Source organism: Atlanticothrix silvestris CENA357 (assembly GCF_016056295.1).
Lineage (GTDB): Bacteria > Cyanobacteriota > Cyanobacteriia > Cyanobacteriales > Nostocaceae > Atlanticothrix > Atlanticothrix silvestris.
In genome coordinates this window covers 14,849-38,631 of sequence record NZ_JAECZB010000029.1, presented here as the reverse complement: position 1 = coordinate 38,631, position 23,783 = coordinate 14,849, and the positions used below count along the sequence as shown (strand labels likewise).

Sequence of the window (23,783 nt, the reverse complement as noted above, 5' to 3'; positions counted from 1 at the left end):
TTTTAATGCACAGCGAGAATCAAGATTAGAGGATGTCTGAAAAGTCAGAAAGCTCACATAACGGTATCCTGTCAGTAGAAAAAGTACTTAAGTATGACAGCGTTACGAGAGCTATGAGTCCATCGTACCCAAGTAATCTGACTAGTGAGCAATGGGAACTATTATCAAGCCTGATTCCACAGCCAAAAACTGGAGGTCGCAAACAAAGTGTCGATATGCAGGCGATCGTTAACGCAATCATGTACATTTTGTGTGCAGGTTGTGCGTGGCAAATGCTCCCAAACGATTTTCCTAAATGGAAAACGGTGTATCATTACTTCCGACAATGGCGCATTGATAAGAGGCAGGGGGCAGGGGGAAAGGTACAAACCTTGATGCCACTTCACTCAAGTCGGGGAACCCGCCCACGAGACTGGCTCCCCCTTGTGGGTGGTTTTTCTCCCCTGCTAAGAGCTCCCTGCTCCCCTGCTTTTTTCACGGCGGCTATCGTGGTCAGGATTTTCTGCATTGGGTAATGGATGTCTACCGATGGATTTTGAGTATTGTTACCCGCCACGAAGAACAAAAAGGTTTTGTTGTACTTCCTAAACGTTGGTTAGTTGAGCGAACTTTTGGTTGGTTTAATTGGTGTCCGCGATTAAGTAAGGATTATGAAATCTTACCCGCAACAACAGAAACCTTTGTTTACATTGCGATGGTTCGTTTGATGCTCAAACCACTTGCGTGATTAAAATTACCTATTAAAAACTTTTCAGACATCCTCTCAGAATTAATGTGAATTCAGTAATTTCAAGTTTAGAAAAAGTTGTGAAATTACTGCTCTTCTACAGTCAAGTCAGTTTTAATTAACCTTTTTTGTAAAGCCACAACAACAGCTTGAGTGCGATCGCCTACTCCTAATTTATGCAAAATCGTATGAACATGCACCCTGACAGTTCCAGGTGTAATGTAGAGTGTCAGGGCAATTTCTTGATTAGTTTTTCCGGCTGCTAATAGCGACAAAATTTCTTGTTCGCGTTGGGTTAGGGGGTTGGAAGGTTTTGAGATATTTTCTGAGTTGGGTTCGTCAAGATCAGATGCAAAAGTAGAACGAATTTCTTTGGTTGCAGTTTCATCCCACCAGGATGCCCCAGCAGCAACAGAACGAAGTGCCAGCACTAATTTTTCTGCTGCCACTCCTTTTAGACAATAGCCTTGAGCGCCTGCTTCAATTAATCTTGCAATTAGAGACTTTTGGGAGTGGGAAGTCAAAACTAAAACTGGTAACTGAGGATTTTGCTGTTTAATTTGGCGACAGGCTTCTATTCCGCCAATTCCTGGCAATCCCACATCTAGTAACACCACATCGAAAGATTTTTGGTTAATTAACTCAATAGCTGTTTCTCCATCTTCGGCCTCAGCAATAATCTCTAAGCCAGTTTCTTGCTGCAATCGCACATGCAAACCTAAACGAAAAAGTTCATCATCTTCTACTAGGAGAATTTTGATTGGGGTAGATGGCATCTCACACAGTAACAGAAGATTGAGACGGGTAAACGGGAAGCTTGAAAGCAAACATCGCACCGATAGGTACTCTGTTCTCTGCCCAAATTATACCGCCGTGGGCTGCAATAATTTGCCGAGATAGATAAAGCCCTAATCCAGAACCTTTGGCTTGGCGATCGCTATGTCCCTGGTAAAATCGGTCGAATAAATGGGAGAACTGTTCGGGTACAATACCTGCACCCGTATCCAAAACTTTCACAACTTGATAAGAAACTTGCGGTTCTAATACTATTTCCACACGCTCACCGCGCCGAGAATGGTTGATAGCATTAACTAAAAGATTGGTAAAAACTCGTTGAAGTTGCAAAGCGTCACCCTGAACCCATAGCGATCGCCGCCAATCAGAGTCACCATAGTTAAGTGAAAGATAAACGCGGCGGCTAGCTGCTAACTCCGAGAGAGTGCTAGCAGCTTCTTCTGCCAAGATAGCCAAATCTACAGGTGCTGAGTTGAGTTTTAAGCCTTCTGTATCATTGCGATAGATATCCAACAAAGTTTCTAGCAGTTGTAGGGAAGTTTGATGGCTGCGCGTCATTGTGGCTAAAACTTTTTGTTGTGCCGATGAGACAGCACCAAATTTTTCTTGTTCAAAGGCTTTGAGAGTTTCAATTGCTCCCAGTAATGGAGTTTTGAGATCATGGGTAAGAGTAGAAGCAAAATCTTCACGTACTCTAGACAATTCTTCTTGAGCTTCTAGCTTGGCACGAGTCAGGGCGATCGCTTCTTCTGAACGGTGCAGGCGATCGCTCAAAACACCTGTGACAATCAAGGCGATCGCTGCGATCGCTCTACTGGCGATCGTCGCAACCTTCATGACTTCGCCTCCTGGCACTACAAGATTCAGCATGGTTAGGCACACAGCAAAGAAAGTGGCTTGAAAAGTGCCACGCCTCCCTAACCAGGAGTTTGCTAACAAAATCGGCCCTGTATAAAGATAGCCAAACACATATTCAGTAGGTGTAGAGTACTCCAGAATTAGTGCAACTACGAATAGACCTGCAATTAGCAAAAATTTCCCTAAAGGCGATTCTTTATGAAGTAATTTAACTTTGAAATCTCCCATTTAGGACATGATGGTTACTATATATTTTTTCCACTAAAAATTACTTTTATCTAAAATAGAGTATACCAGATTATTAACCAATCAATGAAGCGTTTACCTAAAAATAAACGTCCTAAACGCTTAATATATATTACTCAATAAACACCATAAATAAAAAATAAACGCTATTTTATACCTTTCTATTACTTGTTTTAGCTCATAAATTCGTTGATTATATTAATTAGTAATAACTAGAGAACATTGTTTCTATTGTTCTCTTAATCGCAAAAATGCGTTATGGCATTAAGTTTAATCAGTGTAAGAATTCTGAGCAACAGTTACCATTGTGGTAGAGCTTTAACTAGCTTATCGTTGCCAGAAAGTTGCATAGTTCTCGGCATTGTTAGAAATAATCAAGTTATCCAAGCAAGTGCTGAACCCATAATTTGGTATGGAGATTATATACTAGCTGTTGCTTTAAATTCAGCCTCAGTTCCCATGCTCAGTTTTGTCCTGAATAAAAAGCATCCAATTCACTATTCGCCTAAAGAGTGTTTCATCAAAAATTCGACAATATAAAAATGTATCAGGAGCTTTTTTAAATTTATGTTACAAGGATGGATACAAATTGCTTTGACATTACTGATAGTCATCGCAATTACTCCCTTACTGGGGAAATATATAGCTCGCATTTTCATGGGAGAAAAAACACTCCTTGATGCAGTAATAAATCCCTTAGACAAAGCTATTTATGCCTTTAGTGGTATACGTCCCCAAGAAGAAATGACAGGTTGGCAGTATGCCAAAGCTGTACTGTATAGCAATCTCGTCATGGGGATTTTAGTTTTTTTAATCCTGATGTTGCAAGGGTGGTTGCCGCTAAATCCCACAAACTTAGGTGCGCCAAGTTGGGATTTAGCGCTACATACTGCTATTTCCTTTGTCACTAACACTAATCAACAGCATTATTCTGGTGAAACAACTTATACCTATGCCAGTCAAACTTTCGCCCTTGGGTTCTTGATGTTTACTTCAGCGGCGACTGGTTTAGCAGTAGGAATTGCCTTTATTCGTGGTTTAACTGGTAGACCATTAGGCAACTTTTACAGCGATTTAATTAAGTCAATCACGCGAATTTTGTTACCCATATCTATAATTGGTGGCTTGTTATTGATTTTGGCAGGTGTACCCGAAACCTTAGCAGGCCCAGCTACAGCAACTACCTTAGAGGGTGCAACTCAAGTAATTGCCCGTGGTCCGGTTGCCCACTTTGAAATTATTAAAGAACTAGGAGAAAACGGTGGTGGCTTTTTTGGTATCAACTCAGCCCATCCTTACGAAAATCCCAATGGCTTTACAAATTTGTTAGAGACTTGCATCATGATTGCCATCCCCACATCGCTGATTTATACCTACGGCATATTTGCTAATAACCGTAAACAAGCATGGCTAGTGTTTTGGATGGTCTTTGTCATTTTTGTGTTTTTAGTAGGTGTTGCCGCAGTAGGCGAATTTCAAGGAAATCCCCTTGTTAACCCACTACTAGGAGAACAGCAACCCAACTTAGAAGGCAAAGAGGTACGATTTGGATGGGCGCAAACAGCACTTTGGGCAGTCATGACTACAGCAACTATGTGTGGTGCTGTTAATGGTATGCACGATTCCTTAATGCCTCCAGGTGGATTTGCCACTCTCTTTAATATGTTTTTGCAAATTATTTGGGGAGGTCAAGGAACTGGTACAGCTTACCTATTTATTTATCTTATTTTGGCGGTGTTCTTGACTGGGTTAATGGTGGGACGAACACCAGAATTTTTAGGACGCAAAATTGAGAAACCAGAAATTGTCCTAGCCAGCGTTGTCTTATTAGTTCACCCCTTTGCTATTCTCATTCCTTGGGCTATTACCTTTGGCTTTCCCGATACCCTTTCAGGTATTAGTAATCCAGGTTTTCATGGAGTTTCCCAGGTAGTTTACGAATACGCTTCCGCCGCCGCTAATAACGGTTCTGGCTTTGAAGGATTAAACGATAACACTCTGTGGTGGAATCTCAGCACGAGTGTCAGTATTTTGGCAGGACGTTATATCGCAATTATTGCACTGCTACTTTTGGCAGATAATATGTCCCGCAAGCAACCTGTTCCTATGACCGCTGGCACTCTCAGAACTGACACTAAGCTTTTCACGGGAGTTACAAGCGGAGTGATTTTAATTCTTGGCGCTCTTACCTTCCTTCCTGCACTTGTTTTAGGCCCCATAGCAGAGGCATTTCTGATTGCCAGAGGTGGATGAAGAGAGCAGGGGGAGCAGTGCATCGCTACGCTCAACAACCGGGACAGGGGAGGCAGGGGGAGAATTTTGGAAGTTGGTAAATCATCTCGCAACTATGCAACGCGAAATATTCTCTTGTTTGCGCCTGTGCCTAATTTTTTTAAATTAATTAATCACCAATGACACCATCTACAAAATTGCGACAAGAACGCAAACATAAACCCAAAGCCAAATCAGCCGGACTTTACAAACGCGCATTTCAGCAAGCATTTGTTAAGCTACATCCGCGTAACATGCTGAAAAATCCAGTGATGTTTGTAGTTTGGTTGGGTACGATCATCACAGCACTGGTTACAATTGCACCAAATTTATTTGGTGCAACACCTGGTGATAATCCCAGATTATTCAATGGTTTAATTACCCTGATTCTGTTCTTCACCATTGTCTTTGCCAACTTTGCTGAAGCTGTAGCTGAAGGACGAGGTAAAGCTCAAGCAGATGCCTTGCGATCGGCAAAATCTGATGCTAAAGCCAAAAAACTCCTTGCTGATGGTTCCATCCAAGAGGTTAGTTCTACAGCCTTACGTCGTGGCGACCAAATCAAGGTAATTGCTGGGGATGTTATTCCTGCTGATGGGGAGGTGATTAAAGGTGTTGCCTCTGTGGATGAATCTGCCATTACGGGAGAATCAGCACCAGTATTGAAAGAACCAGGGTCAGATATTGCTAGTTCCGTGACTGGAGGAACGCGTATCACCTCCGATGAACTGATAATCCGGGTCACTGCTGACCCTGGACAAGGCTTTATTGACCGCATGATTGGTTTAGTAGAAGGAGCTTCTCGCAGCAAAACACCTAATGAAATTGCCCTAACGGTTTTGTTGGCAGTTCTCACTCAAGTGTTTTTGGTTGTGATTGCCACTTTACCTACAGTGTCAGTCTACATTAACTCACCTATTAGTATTGCCGTACTCATAGCCTTACTTGTGGCACTGATTCCTACCACTATTGGCGGATTATTAAGTGCAATTGGGATTGCTGGAATGGATAGAGTCGCCCAGTTTAATGTAATTGCGACTTCCGGACGGGCGGTTGAAGCCTGCGGAGATATCAACACCCTGATATTGGATAAAACAGGTACGATTACCTTGGGAAACCGTTTGGCAGAGGAATTTATTCCCGTTAATGGTCATTCTATGGAGAAGGTAGCAAAGGTTGCTCTAGAATCAAGCATATTTGATGAAACTCCAGAAGGAAAATCCATCGTCAAACTGGCAGAAAAATTAGGGGCAAAATTAGATTTTGACCCCAAACAAGCAGAAGGCATCGAATTTTCTGCCAAAACGCGGATGAGTGGCACTGATTTAGCCAACGAGGTGCAAATTCGTAAAGGTGCAGTGGACGCGATTAAAGGATTTGTGCGCTCCCGAAATGGAAAATTAACCTCCGAACTTGATATCACCTTTGAACGAATTTCTCGATTAGGTGGTACTCCATTAGCACTTTGTAAAAATGATGAAATCTACGGTGTAATTTATCTCAAAGACATCATTAAACCGGGAATTAGAGAACGTTTTGACCAAATGCGGCGGATGGGAATTAAAACCATTATGCTGACCGGAGATAACCGTATTACTGCATCTGTGATTGCCGAAGAAGCAGGAGTTGATGACTTTATTGCCGAGGCTACACCTGAAGACAAAATTGAGGTGATTCGGACAGAACAAGCCCAAGGAAAACTCGTAGCTATGACTGGAGATGGTACTAATGATGCCCCAGCTTTAGCTCAAGCAAATGTAGGTGTAGCAATGAATACAGGCACTCAAGCGGCAAAGGAAGCTGCTAATATGGTAGACCTTGATTCTGACCCTACCAAGTTAATTGATATCGTCACTATTGGTAAACAATTACTGATTACCCGTGGCGCACTCACCACTTTTTCTGTTGCTAATGATATCGCCAAGTATTTTGCCATTCTTCCTGCAATATTTGCGGGCATTGGTGTTGGCACTCTCAATATTATGGGTTTGGCAAGTACCCAATCTGCGGTTTTATCAGCTTTGATTTATAACGCCTTAGTGATTCCAGCACTCATCCCCTTAGCACTGACTGGGGTTAAATTTCGACCATTAACCGCAGATCAACTTTTGCAACGCAATATTTTTATTTATGGACTTGGTGGCGTTTTGATTCCCTTCTTTGCCATCAAAATAATTGATGTTTTGATTGTGTCCATAGGTCTAGCTTAGTCCAAAAATCTGCATTGCAATTCACTATTTTAATTATGAAGAATGTATTTGACTTGATTGGTGAAAAACCAAATCGCATTCCCTTATCTCTATTCTTACTGCTTTGCTTGAATGTACTTCTAGCACCAGCAGTACAAGCCGCAACACCGTTCGCAATATCACGTTCTGCATCTTACGCTATTGCCCTTTTAGGACTTGTGACTCTGAGCGTGAGTATTTATTTATTTGTAGTCATTTTTCAACCGGAGAAATTCTAATGAGCCAACTCAATAAAGCTGTTCGTTCTACTTTAGCTTTATGGCTACTAACAGCCTTCCTCTATCCTTTATTCATGCTACTTTGTGGACAGATAGCATTTTCCTTTCAGGCTAACGGCAGCTTAATTACTAACAGTCAAGGTACAGTTGTAGGCTCTACCTTAATTGGTCAACCCTTTAACAGCGATCGCTATTTCTGGAGCCGTCCCAGCACTGTAGAATACAGTATAAGCCCAGAAGTTGCCACAACTGGTGTATCAGGAGCCAGCAACCTCGCACCCGGCAATCCTGAACTACTCAAACGTATTCAAGTAGAAGTAGCACGGCTGAAACAAGCCAACATACAACCAACTGCTGATTTAGTTTATACTTCTGGCTCCGGTTTAGATCCTCACATTAGCGTTGCAGCAGCCCAAGCACAGGTGCGGCGTATCGCCAGCGCCCGTAATCTGAATGCAGCCCAAATTCAAACTCTAGTATCTCAAAATATAGATGGCAGATTTATGGGAATTTTTGGTGAACCTGGAATCAATGTTTTGCAGCTAAATATGGCTTTGGATGCTTTACAGCCTGTCAGTTGACTTATTGAGGAAGTCAATAAATTATGTTTCACGCTATCAACTCCAGAGATATACCATCTCTGCGAGTGGCGATTACTCTCCAGGAAAATCAATATAATCAACCGCCTCAGTTGGCATCACCTGACCATAACATCAAATCTGTCACAAGCATTTTCTTGACCTTCTTGTTCATCGGCTTCATCTTAGGATGGCTGCTTCAACACAATAGGTATAAAAAACGACAAGCAATTTATATTTTCCGGAAAGCCAAAACTTTAGACACTATCCAAAAGTTAACGCCCCAAACCCAAAGCCAAATTGAAATTTTAGAAAGGATTTGGAACAAGCCTTAATATAAATTCGTGCCAAATTTCTTGACGTTTTATCAACTGTATTACAAATCATTTAAATCAATTATGAGACAACCAGAAACTATCTTTGTAATTCCCACTTGTCGCCTCAGAGATGTAGCCCAAACAATTGAAGAATATGACAAGAATTTTTGGGCAAATGGACACGCAACCAAAATTATAGTTTTTGATGATTCTAGTGTTAGCAATCACGAGAAGTATTATCCACTACTAGAACAAACTAAAACATTCAATGACATATTTTATGTTGGCCCTCGTGAAAAAGAGCAGTTTATAAGTTTTTTAAATGAAAGACTGCGCGATCGCAAACTGGAATCACTGGTCAAAAACTTATTTAGACCCAGCTACGGAGGGAATCGAAATTTCACATTAATGTACACTCTCGGACATTTAATGGTCAGTGCAGATGACGATATGCGACCAGATGCTCTGATAGAAACTAGTCGAGAATCTTTATCCGAAGATGAGATTTGTCGAGGTAGATTAATCAAACCGCATGAACAATGTTTCATTCATAAATCTTTTGACATACTCACTGCGTTTGAGGATGTTTTAGGGCAAGATATCAACCACATACCAAAAAATTTTGAAATAGGAGAATTAATAATTGATACAGCAATGGACTTAGAAACTAACACAACCAAAGGTTATTTTCACGAAAATTCCCTATTTTTACAAAAAGGGAAATTAGCAAATGAATGTGTTGTGAAAATTGCTCAAACCTTTCGCACAGGAACAAACGACATTGATACACTTGATTTTGTTCATATATACCTCAACAATGAGAACCAAATCAATCCAGATGATCTAAATAATTTTTATATCCTGACCAATTTTAGACCAGTAATCACCAACAAAAATTGGCGCATGGATTGTGGAGTAGCTGGATATGATAATCGGCTAGGTTTACCACCCTTTTTTCCGACTCGTCTCAGATTTGAGGATTACATTTATAGACTTTGGATACAACAAGAAGGCATTGTAGCAGCACACGTTGATGCTGTACAGAATCATACCAGAAATAACTATATGCGTAATCCTCTGGCTAGTGAGATATTTAATGAAGAAATATGTAACCTACTCAAAAGGAGAATTAAAGATAGTGTATATCATCTTGATGACATGGGGATTAAGTTTGATTATTATGGGGAAGTTACCTTGCAAGAATCTGAGGAAATTTTAGAAAAAATTAGCACTATTCATACCCAAATTATCAAAGCTTCAGAATCCACTAAAAATCAAGAACGCAAGTATTCATTGCAACTATTTTCTGATAATTTATCAAGAGTTTTTTATGGTTTTGAAGCTGATTTTTTTCAACAAAATGTTTCTAGAATTGTCGATGATGTAATTAGCCAGTTTCATGCTTCTTTAGAAATATGGCCAACTTTAGTAGAAATATGCTATCTCCAAAAGGATAAAAAGAACTTACCACAAATCTTGGTTAAAAATAAAAAACTTAAAGCTTGAATTTAACAAACATTTTGCATTCTTTGTAATTAGTACATAGGTTATGCTTATAGATAAAATATTTTGATTATGCCTAACCTATATAATCAGGTACTATCAATTTATTAGTAATTTAGCAAATATAATTTATGGAAAAATCCAATCAATTAGATAAAAATAATTTTCTTTACTCTTATAGCCGCTATTGTGGGCAAGTACAACCAAAGAATTTAGTGTTTAATGCCAACCTACAAGAATTTTCTCAAAAAATTGGTTATATTACAGCATTAGAAACATCTGGTAAGCTTTGTCCTCATGAAGCATACAAGCAAGTTGAACTACTCTGGCAAAATTTACAAAGTAGTTATCAGCAATTAGCAATCGACAGTGATTCATCAGCAATTATTTAATAGCTATTTTATATGGCTCTCCCAGTTTGGGTATGATAAATTAATACTTAAAAAACCTGAAAACATTTATATGATAAGCTTTGGTGCAGACAAAACAACAGATTTAATACAAATTAAATTTGATTGTATTGAATTCCTTGGCATATAAGAATTTAAGCTTGTATTAAGTATTAAATAGCAAGTCTAGGAGAGCCTTTTATATTTTTGTAACTTAGATATAAAAATTCTATCTTGCCATCTTAGTGTAATTTACGACTAATGCTCATAATTAACTATATTTTGATGATCTATTATCTGACTACACTTTTATGGATCATATCTAAGAATATAAAACTAGTTTGTTAAAAATACGACGTTACTTTCAGCAGTTAAAATGATTAGGTTTATATTGATTACAATAAGAAATACAAGCTTTTTTTTACTGGTTATTACCCGCTTTATTGCCAGAAAAAGTACTTTGATCTTTAGAACATTTTTACGTAAAATAAAAATCCAGAAAACCCAAAGTTCAAAACTTAAAATATGCCGCAATTTTTCTTGTAAAAAATGTATATTTTACAATGATAACCAGTATCTTCATTGTGCTGTACATCCTGATATTGTTTTAACAAAAGCAGCACATAATTGTGCTGATTATACTCTCGATAAACAATTCAAGCAGAAAAAATAATACTGACCAAAAATTTTGGCTATTAGATTAATCCTATAGATTAAGTTGGAAGCTTCTACTATTAATTAACCATTCTCATCAAGACTATTGAAAACTTACCCATATCTTGTTCATGATTCATTCTCATACCTCATCTCCCGATAGTTCTTATATTCGTCCTAACCGACGCGGGAAACATAAGATTTTTATTGGTATGGCTCCCGGTGTCGGCAAAACTTACAAAATGCTGGAAGAAGCACATCAACTCAAACAAGATGGAATTGATGTAGTTATCGGTATATTAGAAACTCATGGCCGTAAAGATACGGCAATGAAAGCTGTTGGAATAGAGGTAGTTTCCCAAAAAGCCTGCATCCATCAGAACGTTACTCTACAGGAAATGGACACAGACGCAATTCTGCAACGCTCTCCCCAACTGGTTCTAGTGGATGAACTTGCTCATACTAACGTTCCTGGTTCTCAACGAGAAAAGCGCTATCAGAATGTGGAAGCAATTTTGGCAGCTGGAATTGATGTTTATTCCACTGTCAATATTCAACATTTGGAAAGTTTAAACGACCTAGTGGCAAAAATTACAGGTGTGGTGGTGCGAGAGCGCATTCCTGATTATCTACTTGATGAAGCTGATGCTGTTGTTGTGATTGATGTTACTCCAGAAACTCTAGAAGAACGCTTACAAGAAGGGAAAATTTATGCTCCTGAAAAAATCGAACAATCTCTGAAAAACTTCTTTCAGCGTCGTAATCTCATTGCTTTAAGGGAACTAGCATTAAGAGAAGTAGCAGATACCGTTGAGGAAGAAGCAAACACTTCCAACTTAATAGGACAAAATTGCAATGTTCACGAACGAGTTTTAGTATGTGTATCTACTTATCCGGATTCAGTGCAATTGCTACGTCGAGGCGCACGCATAGCCAATTCTATGAATGCGCGACTGTATACTGTGTTTGTAGCGCGTTCCGAAAGTTTTCTTACTAAAGAAGAGAGTTTGCATATCGATACATGCGAGAAATTATGTCGAGATTTTGGTGGCGAATTTTTACATTTTAAGAGCCAAAGTATCGCCAAAAAAATTGCTCAAGTTGCAGTAGATTATCACATCACTCAAATTATTATTGGTGAAAGCCAGCAGTCTTTATGGAAAAGATGGCTCAAAGGTTCTTTCACACAAAGATTGATGGAGCTAATTAGACATCAAAAAATAGATTTACATATTATCGCTACTGAAAAATGATTTAATCTTCAGTGTTTTCTTGTATTGGTATAGTTGGTACAATTACAGGTTGTAGTTTTTCGGTTTTTAGTTGACTTTGAGCTTGATTACGAGCATCTATTGCTTGTTGATAATCAGGTTTATATTTAAGTGCTTGATCGTAAGAAGCGATCGCATCTTTATATCGTTCTAAATTTGATAAGGCATTACCGCGGCTATACCAACTTTCATAATGATTAGGCTTGTAACGAACCGCTTTATTATATGATGCGATCGCCTCTTCATATTTCTGTAAAATATATTGAGAGTTACCTAAGTTGTACCAAACTTGATAATTTTTTGGTTCAATTGCTGCCGCTTTTTTATAAGATTGTATAGCCTCGTCATAACGTTGGCTTTGATGTAGTGCCCAACCTCGACTATACCAAGCTTGATAATTTTTAGAGTCATCTTTAATTACTTGATTAAATGATTCTATTGCTTCTGGATAGCGGCGCAAAGTCATGAGAACATTACTTCTAGACAACCAAGCTGGCTCATAATTGGGATTATACTGCACCACTTGGTCATAAGCTTTAAAAGCATCTTCGTAGCGATTTAAATTTACTAGTGCATTACCTCGATTATACCAAGCTTGTTCGTAATCTGATTTAATATCAATTGCTTGATCATAAGCTGCGATCGCCTCTTCATATTGTTTGAGATTTTGTAGAGCTAGCCCTTTTTGATACCAAGCTTCATAATAATCTGGCTTCAGTTTTATCGCCTGTTCATAAGATTTTATGGCATTATCATACTGTTTTAAATTACTAAAGATTTCACCTTGAGCATTCCAAATTTCTGGATAATTATTTTGTAATTTTAAGGCTTTGTCAAAAGAGGCGATCGCTTCTGAATATCGCTGTAAATTTTGGAGAATAAAACCCCGTCCACTCCAAGCCTCTACATAGTTAGGCTGAATTTGAATTGCTTTATCGTAAGCTGCCAGTGCTGCTTTATATTGTTTTAGTTTAAATAAAGTTTTACCTTGACCATTCCATCCTTGAGCATAATCTGGTCTAATTTCAACTGCCTGTTCATAGGCCATTAGCGCATCTTTATAGCGTTGCAGTTCAAAAAGAGTATTGCCTTGTTTAGATAATTCTGTAGCGTTACTAGTATTAATACTATTAACAACAAATATCGATGCTACTCCACTGACACCAATTAAAAACAAGGATAATAATAACTTAATGAACAGTCCTTTTTTATGTTTACTGCTTTTTATTTGCTGAATTGGTAAGGCAGGAGGGCTAAAGGCTATAGTGCTAGATGTTAACTGTGTTAACTCCTTTAGATATTGCAATGCCACAGTAGCGGAAGCATAGCGTTGGCGGAAATCATAACACACCATTTTGTCTAGAAATTGGGCTAACTCTGGCGAAATTATAGTTTTATTTTGCCAAATAATTTCATTAGTTTCGGCATCTTTATCTAATTGTTCAGGAGATATTCCCGTGAGCGCTTGAATCGCAATTATCCCTACAGCATAGATATCACTACTAAATTTTGGTGTACCATGAGCCTGTTCTCCAGGAATATATCCGGGTGTGCCTATCGCAACAGTAGACTTAGTTTGACCGTCCGGAGTAACTACTTGAGTAGTGATTTGTTTAACGGCTCCAAAGTCAATTAAAATTAACTTGCCATCTTGCTGCCGTCTCAGTAAATTGTGCGGATTGACATCGCGGTGAATCACCTTTTGTTGGTGAACAAATTCTAAAATTTCTAAGATTTCTTGTAATAACAAAATCACGTGGTCTTGACTTAGCGTTTTTCCGGCTGCTAATTCTTTACTCAGGTCATGACCTTCGATGAGTTCTTGTACAAGATAAAATTCCGCATTTTCCTCAAAATAAGCTAAAAGTTGCGGGATGCGATCGTGAGTACCTAACTTATACAGTACTTGCGCTTCCGTATCAAATAAACGCCTAGCTGTTTCTAAAGTTACTGGGTCAGTCGCCTGAGGCTTAAGTTTCTTCACAACACACTGAGGTAAACCAGGCAAGTGAGTATCACAAGCGACAAAAGTTTCACCAAATCCTCCACCTCCCAAGTGGCTAATAATTTGGTATCTTCCAACAAGTATGTTTCCTAGCATCTCGGTTGCCTAGTTGAACGCGTTGTGTCTGATTCCAATCTTGCCACAGGTTAGCAGTGAGTGTGGGGAGTGAGGAGGCAGAGGGCAGGGAACAAGGAGAAAAAACACTACTAACAACTGACAACTGACAACTGACCACTAACAACTAACAATGATTCCTATTAGCGATCGCATTCGCAGCCGTAGTAAACCAATTATTAATTATTGGCTGATTGGCATTAATATTCCCATGTTTTTATGGGAACTAAAACTAGAATTTAGTGGGGAATTAGGCTATTTTGTCAATACTTGGGGAGTCATTCCAGCCCAAATAAGTGGGGCAATTACAAATGCACTATTATTTAATCCCGCAGCTTGGATAGTTGTGATTTGGCGTTCGGCTTCACTAATTTTAGGAATGTTTTTGCATGGCAGTTTTAGCCAAATTTTAGGAAATCTGCTTTTTTTGTGGGTTTTTGGTAAAACTGTAGAAAACATTCTGGGGCATGGACGCTATTTAGGATTTTATATAACGGCTGGGATTTTAACTGGGATAGCACAAATTTTAGCCGAGCCGAATTTGACATTACCATTAATTGGTGCAAATGGGGCGATCGCAGCTATTTTAGGAGCTTATATTATGAAGTTCCCGAAAGCCAAAATTGACACAATTTTACCTTTATTAATTGTGTATGTCCCTATTGAAGTTCCAGCCTTTGTTTATTTATTTTGGTGGTTTATGCAACAATTATTTTACGGTATTGGTAGTTTAAACATTCCCCCGTCTGGGGTGAATTCATCTAGTATGTTCTACTGGTCGCAGGTAGTAGGACTATTCATGGGTGGGGCTTTCATGCGACTTAAGAAATGAAAAAATACGAATTTCAGATCCCCGACTTCTTTAAGAAGTCGGGGATCTTGTTGTTCACTAAACTAAAAGCTTAGATCTATGGCGTTGCGTCTGGAGACATCGCTATGATGATAAATATCTGCCTTTAGGCTGAAACTCTTATGTACCTTGCGAGGGATTGAATTTTTTGAGGAAAAAATTCATACTCAATCAGATCTATGAGGTGCATACAATTCAAGTTGGTATTGTTTATTGTGAGTTGTTTTCCAGATGTCAGACGTTGATAAACCTAACTGTGAACTTGATGAATTAGCAGCTCTACGACAGCGTATTACTGACCTAGAACAATCAGAAATACAGTATCAACAAAAGCAAGCAGCACTGGAGCAACAACTAATAGACCTAGATGCAAAATTAGCAAACATAGATAAAAATCCTCAGATTCAAGTTGCTGGGCGTGCCATTGAATGGCATCTTGAGCAAGGCACATGTCAGGATGTAGAAATTGCTCTAAGGGAAAGTGAAGAACGGCTAAGGCTAGCACTAGATGCTGCCCAAATGGGCTTTTGGGACTGGAATATTATCACTAATAAATTGATCTGGTCGGAAATTCATCAACTACTATTTGGCTTGGTTCCAGGCAGTTTTGCTGGCAATTATGAAGCTTTTCTGAGTTGCATTCATCCAGAAGACAGCCAATCTGTCATGCAAGTTATCACCCATACATTAGAAGAAAAAACCGAGTACAGAGATGAATTTCGTGTTATTTGGCCAGATAAGAGTGTCCATTGGATTTTCGCTAAGGGAAAATTTCTCTATGATGAGCAAAACCAAGCAGTACGGATGATTGGGGTTTGTATGGATATTACTAGCCACAAACTCTCAGAAGATAGTAATCGCAAGCTGACAACTCAAGTTCAAGAACAAGCAAATATCTTAAATGCCATCCTTTCAGCATCTGTAGATCACATTTTTATCTTTGATCGCATCGGCCGCTATCAGTACGTCAGTTATGGTGGAGCTGCTGTATTAGGTTTCAAACCTGAAGATGTTATCGGCAAAACTGTCCAAGAATTGGATTTATCCGCCAACATTGTAGATAGAGTAGATAATCAACGCCAAACTGTCATGGCGACTGGCCAACCAATTAAGGATGAATGTGAGTACATATCAGCAGATGGGGTGCATTTCTATGAATATATCCTCACTCCTTTACGAAATTTAGGACAAATTGAGGGCGTGATCACTGTCTCACGCGATATTACAGGACATAAACGGGCTGAGCAGTCCTTACGCAACAGTGAAGCTCGATTTCGGCGCTTGTTTGAATCTAACCTTGTAGGGATAGCTTTTTGGAATGTAGATGGCTTCATCACTGATGCCAATGACGCTTACTTACAACTGGTGGGCTACACTCGTGATGAATTTACGGCCTTGGGTAAAATTGATTGGCGAGAATTAACTCCTGTTGAATATCAGCATTTAGACGATCGCGCGATTAAAGAGGCGCAAGCAACTGGAGTCTCTCGAATTTATGAAAAAGAGTATATCCACCGTAATGGTCAGCAAGTATCAGTTGTTTTAGGAGTTGCGCTACTGAATGACTCTCAAAAAAATGGAGTCGCTTGTGTACTAGATATTACCGAGCGCAAACATACCGAAAAAGAGCGCGATCGCTTATTCCAAGCAGAACGTGCAGCCCGTCAAGAGGCAGAAGCCGCTAACCGCATTAAAGATGAATTTTTGGCGGTTCTCTCCCATGAACTGCGAACCCCACTCAACCCTATTATGGGCTGGTCAAAGTTGCTACGATCTCGCAAATTTGATCCCGCCACTACTGACCGCGCCTTAGAAACTATTGAACGTAATGCCAAATTACAAACTCAATTAATTGAAGATTTATTAGATGTATCTCGCATCCTGCAAGGAAAATTGAGTCTAAATGTTTGTCCAGTAGGCCTAGCAATGGTAGTGGAAGGGTCACTAGAGACAGTGCGACTCGCAGCAGAAGCCAAATCAATTCAAATTCAGACCATACTTGATCCAGCATTAGGGCAAGTTATGGGCGATCCCAATCGCCTGCAACAAGTCGTTTGGAATTTGCTATCTAATGCAGTCAAATTTACACCACCTGGAGGACGGGTAGAAATTAAACTGGCTGAGGTTGATTTCCAAGCTCAAATTCAGGTCAGTGATACAGGTAAGGGAATTACGGCGGCATTTTTGCCTTATGTATTCGATTATTTCCGTCAGGCTGATGGTACAACTACTCGTAAATTTGGTGGGCTAGGATTAGGATTGGCGATCGTCCGTCAAGTTGTAGAACTACATGGGGGAACAGTGAAAGCCCAAAGCCCAGGAGAAGGATTAGGTGCTACTTTCACCGTTAGGTTGCCACTTTTAGTCAGAAGTGAACAAATTAAAAATGAGGATAATAAACCCTTGCCTACACCTCATCCTCTGCTTTTGAAACACACTAAAATTCTGGTAGTAGATGATGAACCAGATATCCGAGACTTAGTATCTTTTATTTTGCAAGAGTATGGTGTAGAAGTAAATACCGTAACATCAGCTAAAGAAGCACTAGAATATTTGTCGCAATCGCTACCAGACATTTTGATTAGTGATATTGGGATGCCAGAAGTAGACGGTTATATGCTCATGCGTCAAGTGAGACAACGATCGCCCCAACAGGGAGGCAATCTACCAGCGATCGCCCTGACAGCTTATGCTGGAGAAATTAATCAACAGCAAGCGCTAGCAGCAGGATTTCAACTGCATGTATCCAAACCTGTAGACCCAGAAGTATTGATTAAAGCGATCGCTAGTTTGATTAATAAAGATTAATGGAATTAGGGGCTAGGGGCTAGGGTAATTTTTCAAAATTTGCCTGACAGACTGCAATATTCAGGTTAAATGTTCAACAGATATACACTGTGCAAGAATTGTCAGGTATCATAGCTATTCCCTATTCCCTACTAGATATTTGTGACACAAGAAAATCCAAAACCCTCTCGTTCGTTCGCTGGTATTGCTGGCATTGTTGCCGCAGCCACATTAATTAGTAAAGTATTTGGTTTGGTAAGGCAGCAAGCGATCGCAGCTGCTTTTGGTGTCGGTGCTGCTGCTACTGCTTATAGTTATGCCTATATTATTCCTGGTTTTTTATTAATCTTATTGGGTGGTGTAAATGGGCCATTACACAGTGCGATCGTTAGCGTTTTAGCCAAGCGCAAGCAACAAGAATCTGCTCCCTTAGTAGAAACGGTGACAACACTAGTAGGTGCATTGCTATTAGTGGTGACATTTGCTCAGATTTTCTTTGCAGATGCGATCGTTGATATTGTCGGTTATGGTTTAGAACCAACAACCAGGGCGATCGCTATTCAACAGCTGCGAATTATGGCACCAATGGCTTTATTTGCCGGATTAATTGGCATTGGCTTTGGCACTCTCAATGCAGCTAATCAATATTGGTTACTTTCTATTAGTCCCTTATTATCCAGTATTACCGTTGTTGCAGGTATTGCTATTTTAACTGGACAACTAGGTAAAGATATTATCAAACCAGAATACGCTTTCATCGGTGGCATGGTGTTAGCTTGGGGAACTTTAGCAGGAGCAATTCTCCAATGGTTGGTGCAGCTAATTGTCCAGTGGCGCTTAGGACTTGGTACATTACGGCTACGATTTAATTTTAAATCTCCCGCAGTTCAAGAAGTAATTAGAATCATGACTCCGGCCACAATTTCTTCGGGGATGATGCCAATTAACGTCGCTACAGACCTCTACTTTGCTAGTCCAATTCCTGGCGCTGCTGCTGGTTTTAACTATGCCAATCTGTTAGTGCAGACTCCTTTAGGGATAATTTCTAATATTATTTTGCTGCCCCTATTACCGATGTTTGCCAAACTTTCTGAGCCAGAAAATTGGCCAGACTTAAAATTACGCATTCGCCAAGGATTACTCCTCACTGCTGTCACCATGCTACCTTTAGGGGCGCTGATGGTTGCTTTATCTGTACCAATTGTCCAGGTAGTGTATGAGCGTGGTGCTTTTAAGCAAGAAGCTACACAATTAGTATCTTCGTTGTTAATTGCTTACGGTATTGGCATGTTTGCCTACTTAGGGCGTGATGTCTTGGTGCGGGTATTTTATGCTTTAGGCGATGGACAAACACCTTTTCGTATTAGTACTTTTAACATTTTCCTCAACGTCGTATTAGATTGGTTTTTTGTGCAACCTTTTGGCGCTCCTGGTTTGGTGTTAGCAACGGTAGGTGTTAATTGTAGTTCAATGTTAATGCTGTTATGGTTACTTGATCGCAAACTCAATGGCTTACCTTGGCGTGAGTGGAGTGTACCGATTTTAGGTTTGATGGCTGGTAGCGTTGTCGCTGGGGTAGCTAGCTTTGCTACTTTGGTTGGTTGTCAGCAGTTGCTAGGTACAAAAGGTTTACTAATTCAACTTTTGCAATTGTGCGTATCTGGTTTAGTAGGAATTTTAGTATTTGCTGCGATCGTTGCACTGATGAAAATACCAGAGGTGAATATTTTTGTGAGTCGTATGCGCCAGCGTTTACTTAAAAAATAACTTTCACAAAATAGTCTTATCAGACGCGATAAGTCGCATCTCTACATGAGGCTTTTTTGCTTAACTGAATGGTATTGGTTCATAAGTGCATATAAGCTCTGCTTTTTGTTGTCAGACATCGCTAATTTTCAGTTTCATTGAGATGTGCTTGTAGCCAATTTAGCAAATCACTCATTGCTGCAAAATCTAATAGAGCTTCGCCAAGTGCTTCTAAGTCTTCCCGTGAAAGAGCCTGTACTTGCTTTGTAACCTCTTGCGGCAGCTCTCCTACTCGTCTTTGTAGTTGCCGTAGAACTAGTTCCTGCTGTCCGCGTTCGTAGCCTATGCGCTCGCCTGTAGTAATATAGCTCATTGTACGCTCCTGCTCCAACTCCTTAAAATCTTGCCAAAACTCTGCTTCTAATGCTTTTGGTAAAATCATAACCCAATCAACGAAGCGGTAAAGGTTACGAATATCTTTTTCTAACAAACCTAATTCGTACAATCGGCGAATTAAGCTAAATTTCCAAGTTTTGCGTTCTCCTGGCTTTTTAATAGTCTGCTGTGTTTTTAAATGTGCCATCACAACCGTAGCAAAAGGATTGTCGCTTTCCTCTAATTCTGTCCAACGGTTTTGATAATCCAACAGTTTGACAGTTCCAAATTCAAAATGAAGTTTGGTATCGGGATAATTATAACTGTATTGATTTGGTCGCCATGTCAGGTGTGTATCGCACAAAATCGCTAAACTAATGGCTGGTTTCGCAAATCTGTCAAAAATCCGCAGGTTGTAAGAAAACATTCTCTCTGCAAAAATTTCTTCCGGTTTAGCCTGAATTTCAACATGAATTAATAGCCAAATTTCTTGTCCTTGAATTTGCCAAACTTTAACCAATTTATCTGCATATCTTCTTCCTTGTTCAGCATCGCGGGCTATTTGTTGAAATTCTTTATCGAGAAATTCATGGGGACGTTCCCAATTTATGAGTGCAGCAGTTTGAGGAAAGAAAAACTGCATGGCTTGAGGAAAGTAAGCTTCTAAGATTTCTTTCCACGGTGAATCATTATCGACTCTTTCGTACTCATCGATCATGAATTAGGTTGGTAGATGGTTTAATTTACAGTTTCGAGATTGCTAAAAAATTCAATTAAATTACCATCAGGATCTCGGAAATGTACTGTTCTTAATCCCCATGCTGGACGATTTTGAGGTTGAGTCACAATTGTCACATTATTTTCTTTAAGGTATTGATACAGTTCATCCACGTTATCCACTGCAAAAACTAAGGCTACTTTGTTATGACATTCGATAGCTGAAGGTTGATAAGCACTGGGAACTGCTTCAGCCATTAACTCTTTTCTAAACAAAGCTAACTTGATATTTTCTCCGGTGTGCAACTCGGCGTACCAGCTATTTTCGTCGCCCCAATCAATACCAAATCCCAGCACATCGCGGTAAAACAGAAAACAATCTTTGAAGTTGGAGACTAGCAACCTGATGTGTGTTAACTGAAGTATCATATCTCTTACGTAATTCTACTAACTATGGATTCTTGGCTCTGAATACAAATTTACCAGCAACTCACTTTCGACTATAGCCAGTTCGTCGAGTCGTTGCATTACAACTTCTCTGTCAAAGTAAGTATCTGCTAAAACCCAGTATGTACCAAAGTGACGCGCTTCTGATGCCATCAAACCCCGATAAAATTTGGCTAATTCTGCCTCAGGACAATGTGTAGCTAATAATCCTAAGCGTTCGTGACTACGAGCTTCAATTAAACCAGTAACTAGTAAAGAATCTAAAAAGCGATTGGGTTCTTGAGGACGCACAGCAGCTCTTAAACCAGCGCCGTAGGGAGGTGGTGGTAAAGGTGCAAGGGGTATATTTCGGCGTTCTAGCCACTGATTAACTAGTTCAAAGTGTTCTAGTTCTTCGCGGGCGATCGCAGTTAACTCCCGAACCATCTTAGTATTGGAAGGATAACGAAACATCAAATTTAACGCCACACCTGCGGCTTTGCGTTCGCAGTGAGAATGGTCAAGTAAGATGATATCTAAATTTGCGATCGCCTGTTTTACCCAAGCATCGCTAGTGGGTTGTTTCAGGGCGTTGATGGTGGGTAATGCAGAAGTAAGCACAGGGTGACAAAACTCCAGAAATTTTAGTAATGCTAAATATCCCAGCAAATTGATTTTAATGGCAGATGAGGCGATCGGCTATGTTATGACAAAATTACTAAACCACTAGTACGAATAGAAACTTTATAGAGTCCAGATCACTTCCTCTATCTTCCCACTCTCTATATTTTCATTAGAAACACTTAAATAACTCTTGTGAAAAATATTGATTAATTAAAATACCTCTGCTACCTTAAGTGTATTTGCGTAATACATAGCAAATTTGGCATATCATAAATTAGTTATCCTTAAATTATGAATGGCTATCCATATCCAGACTTCAGCGAACACGGCTATCAAATTTTGCAAGAGTTGGGACGTAATCGTGAAGGAGGAAGGATTACTTGGCTAGCATCAAATATTGATCACAAGGAAGTAGTATTAAAGCAGTTTTGCTTTGCTCAAGCTGGTTCAAGTTGGTCTGGTTTTCAGGCTCATCAAAGGGAAATTGATGTATTAAAAGGACTAGAGCATCTTGGTATTCCCCGTTACTTGACTTCCTTTGCTACATTTGATGGCTTTTGTTTGGTGCAAGAATATATCAACGCTCCATCTCTCGCACAAACCCCTAATTTTGCACCAGAAGAAATTAAACAAATTGCTGTCAACGCCTTAGAAATTCTTGTATATCTGCAAAGTCTTAATCCTGCTGTAATTCATCGGGATATCAAACCAGAAAATATTTTGGTAGATGAGCAACTCCAGGTTTATATAATTGACTTTGGTTTTGCTCGGATTGGGAGCCAGGAAGTTGCGGGGAGTAGTGTATTTAGAGGTACTCCTGGTTTTATTCCACCAGAGCAAATGTTTAAACCAACAGCCGCTACAGACTTATACAGTTTGGGTATAACTTTGATTTGTTTACTGACAGGAATCAAATCAACAAAAATAGATCAATTTTAAGATCAAGATGATCCATATTTAATTAAGTTTCGTCATCTGTTACCTCACTTGAGTCTACGGTTTCTAGATTGGTTGGAAAAGATGATACAACCGTTACAAAAAAACCGTTTTGCCAATGCTAGAGCAGCTTTAGCAACACTTAAGCCACTTGATGTCATCCGTGTAGCAGGAGTTGATTTCAGTGAAACAGTGCTGGAGTTTAAAGCGAACCGATTGGGAGAAAAGCAAACCCAAAGCATCACAGTTGAAAACCCAATATCAGATACTTTATTACAAGGTAGATGGGAAGTTGCACCTCATCTTCAAGATCCGCCCCATGTACCAAATAATCATGCTTGGATTGGGGTAACGCCTGCTAAGTTTACTGGAAATCGTACTGTGTGCTTGGTTCATATAGATACGAGCAAATTAATGGCAGATAAGCAGTATAAACGTCAACTGATACTACATAGTAATGCTTATCCAGCAACTCACACTTTAACGGTGAAGGTACACACGGCTGCTTTACCGATTCAAAAAAAGCGAAAGATACCCTATGGTGCTTTAATCAGGCTATTTTTAATGGCTATGGTGGTAGCTGTAGCTATGACTTGGTTTATTACTTATGGTGCAAGTTTGTTGTTACAAGCTTTTGGATACGAGTGGATTCTATCTGTTAGTATTGTCTTGCTTGTATGTGGGTCTGGGATGGGTTATTGGACACTAAAAAGAACAGGCTCTGTGGGCCATGCTGTGAGTTTGTCCGTGAGTTTGGCTGTGGGTTTGGCTGTGCTTCTGGCTGTGAGTGGGACTGTGAGTGGGGCTGTGAGTAGGGCTGTGGGTTTGGCTGTGCTTCTGGCTGTGGGTTGGCCTGTGAGTGGGGCTGTGCTTTGGCTTATGAATTGGGTTATAAATTTGGCTAAAGACTCATTTACAACTGTACTAATATTACTAATATTAGGATTTGGGGCTAGTGTAGGAACTGGAATAATAGCGGGTTTTCTCAATCCATTGATTTTGTTAACACTAACCGGAACCAGCTTACCTGCACTTTCCATGTTGCTTTATTCGCCTCTAAAACGACGCAAGTTAATTGCTAAATACCGCCAGTCTCAAGAATCCTTAATTAAGCCGTAATGAAACAG

The 23,783-nt window shown here is 39.6% G+C and carries 22 protein-coding genes; 16 read left to right on the top strand and 6 right to left on the bottom strand.

The window, feature by feature from the left end; translation table 11 throughout:
• The first annotated feature begins 113 nt into the window (after positions 1-113).
• Entirely contained in the window at positions 114-515 is a 402-nt protein-coding gene (locus tag I8751_RS30400) for a transposase (RefSeq protein ID WP_214439643.1), read from the top strand.
• A complete protein-coding gene (locus tag I8751_RS30595; protein WP_214439642.1) occupies positions 515-727 on the top strand; it encodes a transposase in 213 nt (70 codons plus the stop codon). Before I8751_RS30400 ends, I8751_RS30595 begins: the two co-directional genes overlap by 1 nt.
• An 86-nt stretch (positions 728-813) precedes the next feature.
• Here I8751_RS30595 and I8751_RS13310 read toward each other — a convergent pair whose 3' ends face one another.
• Complete coding sequence (locus I8751_RS13310) at positions 814-1,503, bottom strand: response regulator transcription factor (RefSeq protein WP_214439641.1); 690 nt, start codon at positions 1,501-1,503, stop codon at positions 814-816.
• 1 nt (position 1,504) lies between these two features.
• The gene (locus I8751_RS13305) at positions 1,505-2,608 is read right to left on the bottom strand and encodes a sensor histidine kinase (RefSeq protein WP_214439640.1); all 1,104 of its coding nucleotides are present in this window, start codon (positions 2,606-2,608) and stop codon (positions 1,505-1,507) included.
• Between the two features lie 276 nt (positions 2,609-2,884).
• Here I8751_RS13305 and I8751_RS13300 point away from each other — a divergent pair, with 276 nt between their 5' ends.
• The 9 genes from I8751_RS13300 (at position 2,885) to I8751_RS13260 (ending at position 12,058) form a co-directional block, all read left to right on the top strand.
• Complete coding sequence (locus I8751_RS13300; protein ID WP_214439639.1) at positions 2,885-3,166, top strand: TrkA C-terminal domain-containing protein; 282 nt, start codon at positions 2,885-2,887, stop codon at positions 3,164-3,166.
• Positions 3,167-3,193: 27 nt separating this feature from the next.
• The gene (kdpA, locus tag I8751_RS13295; RefSeq protein WP_214439638.1) at positions 3,194-4,879 is read left to right on the top strand and encodes a potassium-transporting ATPase subunit KdpA; all 1,686 of its coding nucleotides are present in this window, start codon (positions 3,194-3,196) and stop codon (positions 4,877-4,879) included.
• 158 nt (positions 4,880-5,037) lie between these two features.
• A complete protein-coding gene (gene kdpB, locus I8751_RS13290; RefSeq protein ID WP_214439637.1) occupies positions 5,038-7,107 on the top strand; it encodes a potassium-transporting ATPase subunit KdpB in 2,070 nt (689 codons plus the stop codon).
• Between the two features lie 35 nt (positions 7,108-7,142).
• Entirely contained in the window at positions 7,143-7,364 is a 222-nt protein-coding gene (locus I8751_RS13285; RefSeq protein WP_214439636.1) for a potassium-transporting ATPase subunit F, read from the top strand.
• A complete protein-coding gene (kdpC, locus tag I8751_RS13280; protein ID WP_214439635.1) occupies positions 7,364-7,945 on the top strand; it encodes a K(+)-transporting ATPase subunit C in 582 nt (193 codons plus the stop codon). Before I8751_RS13285 ends, kdpC begins: the two co-directional genes overlap by 1 nt.
• 23 nt (positions 7,946-7,968) lie before the next feature.
• A complete protein-coding gene (locus tag I8751_RS13275) occupies positions 7,969-8,277 on the top strand; it encodes a hypothetical protein (RefSeq protein ID WP_214439634.1) in 309 nt (102 codons plus the stop codon).
• 63 nt (positions 8,278-8,340) lie between these two features.
• On the top strand, positions 8,341-9,765 hold the full coding sequence (locus tag I8751_RS13270) for a hypothetical protein (protein ID WP_214439633.1): 1,425 nt from the start codon (positions 8,341-8,343) through the stop codon (positions 9,763-9,765).
• 128 nt (positions 9,766-9,893) lie between these two features.
• Entirely contained in the window at positions 9,894-10,154 is a 261-nt protein-coding gene (locus I8751_RS13265) for a DUF7219 family protein (RefSeq protein ID WP_214439632.1), read from the top strand.
• A gap of 782 nt (positions 10,155-10,936) precedes the next feature.
• A complete protein-coding gene (locus tag I8751_RS13260) occupies positions 10,937-12,058 on the top strand; it encodes a sensor protein KdpD (protein ID WP_214439631.1) in 1,122 nt (373 codons plus the stop codon).
• A 1-nt stretch (position 12,059) separates the two neighbouring features.
• On the opposite strand, the gene I8751_RS13255 is transcribed toward I8751_RS13260, so the two are convergent.
• Entirely contained in the window at positions 12,060-14,177 is a 2,118-nt protein-coding gene (locus I8751_RS13255) for a serine/threonine-protein kinase (protein WP_214439630.1), read from the bottom strand.
• 151 nt (positions 14,178-14,328) lie between these two features.
• On the opposite strand from I8751_RS13255, the gene I8751_RS13250 reads away from it, so the two are divergent.
• From I8751_RS13250 to murJ, 3 genes are all read left to right on the top strand, one after another.
• Positions 14,329-15,027 carry a rhomboid family intramembrane serine protease gene (locus tag I8751_RS13250; RefSeq protein WP_214439629.1) on the top strand — a complete coding sequence of 233 codons (699 nt, stop codon included), beginning with the start codon at positions 14,329-14,331 and terminating at the stop codon, positions 15,025-15,027.
• 249 nt (positions 15,028-15,276) lie between these two features.
• The gene (locus tag I8751_RS13245; RefSeq protein WP_214439628.1) at positions 15,277-17,853 is read left to right on the top strand and encodes a PAS domain-containing hybrid sensor histidine kinase/response regulator; all 2,577 of its coding nucleotides are present in this window, start codon (positions 15,277-15,279) and stop codon (positions 17,851-17,853) included.
• 141 nt (positions 17,854-17,994) lie between these two features.
• Positions 17,995-19,599 carry a murein biosynthesis integral membrane protein MurJ gene (gene murJ, locus I8751_RS13240; RefSeq protein WP_214439627.1) on the top strand — a complete coding sequence of 535 codons (1,605 nt, stop codon included), beginning with the start codon at positions 17,995-17,997 and terminating at the stop codon, positions 19,597-19,599.
• Between the two features lie 121 nt (positions 19,600-19,720).
• Here murJ and I8751_RS13235 read toward each other — a convergent pair whose 3' ends face one another.
• From I8751_RS13235 to miaE, 3 genes are read right to left on the bottom strand one after another with little or no spacing between them, the layout of a single operon-like run.
• The gene (locus I8751_RS13235) at positions 19,721-20,671 is read right to left on the bottom strand and encodes a DUF4351 domain-containing protein (protein WP_214439626.1); all 951 of its coding nucleotides are present in this window, start codon (positions 20,669-20,671) and stop codon (positions 19,721-19,723) included.
• A gap of 20 nt (positions 20,672-20,691) precedes the next feature.
• Positions 20,692-21,099 carry a VOC family protein gene (locus I8751_RS13230; RefSeq protein ID WP_214439625.1) on the bottom strand — a complete coding sequence of 136 codons (408 nt, stop codon included), beginning with the start codon at positions 21,097-21,099 and terminating at the stop codon, positions 20,692-20,694.
• 18 nt (positions 21,100-21,117) lie between these two features.
• On the bottom strand, positions 21,118-21,717 hold the full coding sequence (gene miaE / locus I8751_RS13225) for a tRNA-(ms[2]io[6]A)-hydroxylase (protein ID WP_214439624.1): 600 nt from the start codon (positions 21,715-21,717) through the stop codon (positions 21,118-21,120).
• A 294-nt stretch (positions 21,718-22,011) separates the two neighbouring features.
• Between miaE and I8751_RS29605 the strand changes: the two genes are divergently transcribed.
• Both I8751_RS29605 and I8751_RS29600 read left to right on the top strand, forming a co-directional pair.
• A complete protein-coding gene (locus tag I8751_RS29605; RefSeq protein ID WP_225894137.1) occupies positions 22,012-22,659 on the top strand; it encodes a serine/threonine protein kinase in 648 nt (215 codons plus the stop codon).
• Positions 22,660-22,740: 81 nt separating this feature from the next.
• Complete coding sequence (locus I8751_RS29600; protein WP_225894136.1) at positions 22,741-23,775, top strand: hypothetical protein; 1,035 nt, start codon at positions 22,741-22,743, stop codon at positions 23,773-23,775.
• Positions 23,776-23,783 lie beyond the last annotated feature (8 nt).

What these genes read in the sequence shown, in the direction of transcription:
- I8751_RS30400 (WP_214439643.1), top strand. Translation starts at nt 114, where the DNA reads ATGAGTCCATCGTACCCAAGTAATCTGACTAGTGAGCAATGGGAACTA.
- I8751_RS30595 (WP_214439642.1), top strand. Translation starts at nt 515, where the DNA reads ATGGATGTCTACCGATGGATTTTGAGTATTGTTACCCGCCACGAAGAA.
- I8751_RS13310 (WP_214439641.1), bottom strand. Translation starts at nt 1,503, where the DNA reads ATGCCATCTACCCCAATCAAAATTCTCCTAGTAGAAGATGATGAACTT.
- I8751_RS13305 (WP_214439640.1), bottom strand. Translation starts at nt 2,608, where the DNA reads ATGGGAGATTTCAAAGTTAAATTACTTCATAAAGAATCGCCTTTAGGG.
- I8751_RS13300 (WP_214439639.1), top strand. Translation starts at nt 2,885, where the DNA reads ATGGCATTAAGTTTAATCAGTGTAAGAATTCTGAGCAACAGTTACCAT.
- kdpA (WP_214439638.1), top strand. Translation starts at nt 3,194, where the DNA reads ATGTTACAAGGATGGATACAAATTGCTTTGACATTACTGATAGTCATC.
- kdpB (WP_214439637.1), top strand. Translation starts at nt 5,038, where the DNA reads ATGACACCATCTACAAAATTGCGACAAGAACGCAAACATAAACCCAAA.
- I8751_RS13285 (WP_214439636.1), top strand. Translation starts at nt 7,143, where the DNA reads ATGAAGAATGTATTTGACTTGATTGGTGAAAAACCAAATCGCATTCCC.
- kdpC (WP_214439635.1), top strand. Translation starts at nt 7,364, where the DNA reads ATGAGCCAACTCAATAAAGCTGTTCGTTCTACTTTAGCTTTATGGCTA.
- I8751_RS13275 (WP_214439634.1), top strand. Translation starts at nt 7,969, where the DNA reads ATGTTTCACGCTATCAACTCCAGAGATATACCATCTCTGCGAGTGGCG.
- I8751_RS13270 (WP_214439633.1), top strand. Translation starts at nt 8,341, where the DNA reads ATGAGACAACCAGAAACTATCTTTGTAATTCCCACTTGTCGCCTCAGA.
- I8751_RS13265 (WP_214439632.1), top strand. Translation starts at nt 9,894, where the DNA reads ATGGAAAAATCCAATCAATTAGATAAAAATAATTTTCTTTACTCTTAT.
- I8751_RS13260 (WP_214439631.1), top strand. Translation starts at nt 10,937, where the DNA reads ATGATTCATTCTCATACCTCATCTCCCGATAGTTCTTATATTCGTCCT.
- I8751_RS13255 (WP_214439630.1), bottom strand. Translation starts at nt 14,177, where the DNA reads ATGCTAGGAAACATACTTGTTGGAAGATACCAAATTATTAGCCACTTG.
- I8751_RS13250 (WP_214439629.1), top strand. Translation starts at nt 14,329, where the DNA reads ATGATTCCTATTAGCGATCGCATTCGCAGCCGTAGTAAACCAATTATT.
- I8751_RS13245 (WP_214439628.1), top strand. Translation starts at nt 15,277, where the DNA reads ATGTCAGACGTTGATAAACCTAACTGTGAACTTGATGAATTAGCAGCT.
- I8751_RS13235 (WP_214439626.1), bottom strand. Translation starts at nt 20,671, where the DNA reads ATGATCGATGAGTACGAAAGAGTCGATAATGATTCACCGTGGAAAGAA.
- I8751_RS13230 (WP_214439625.1), bottom strand. Translation starts at nt 21,099, where the DNA reads ATGATACTTCAGTTAACACACATCAGGTTGCTAGTCTCCAACTTCAAA.
- I8751_RS29605 (WP_225894137.1), top strand. Translation starts at nt 22,012, where the DNA reads ATGAATGGCTATCCATATCCAGACTTCAGCGAACACGGCTATCAAATT.
- I8751_RS29600 (WP_225894136.1), top strand. Translation starts at nt 22,741, where the DNA reads ATGATACAACCGTTACAAAAAAACCGTTTTGCCAATGCTAGAGCAGCT.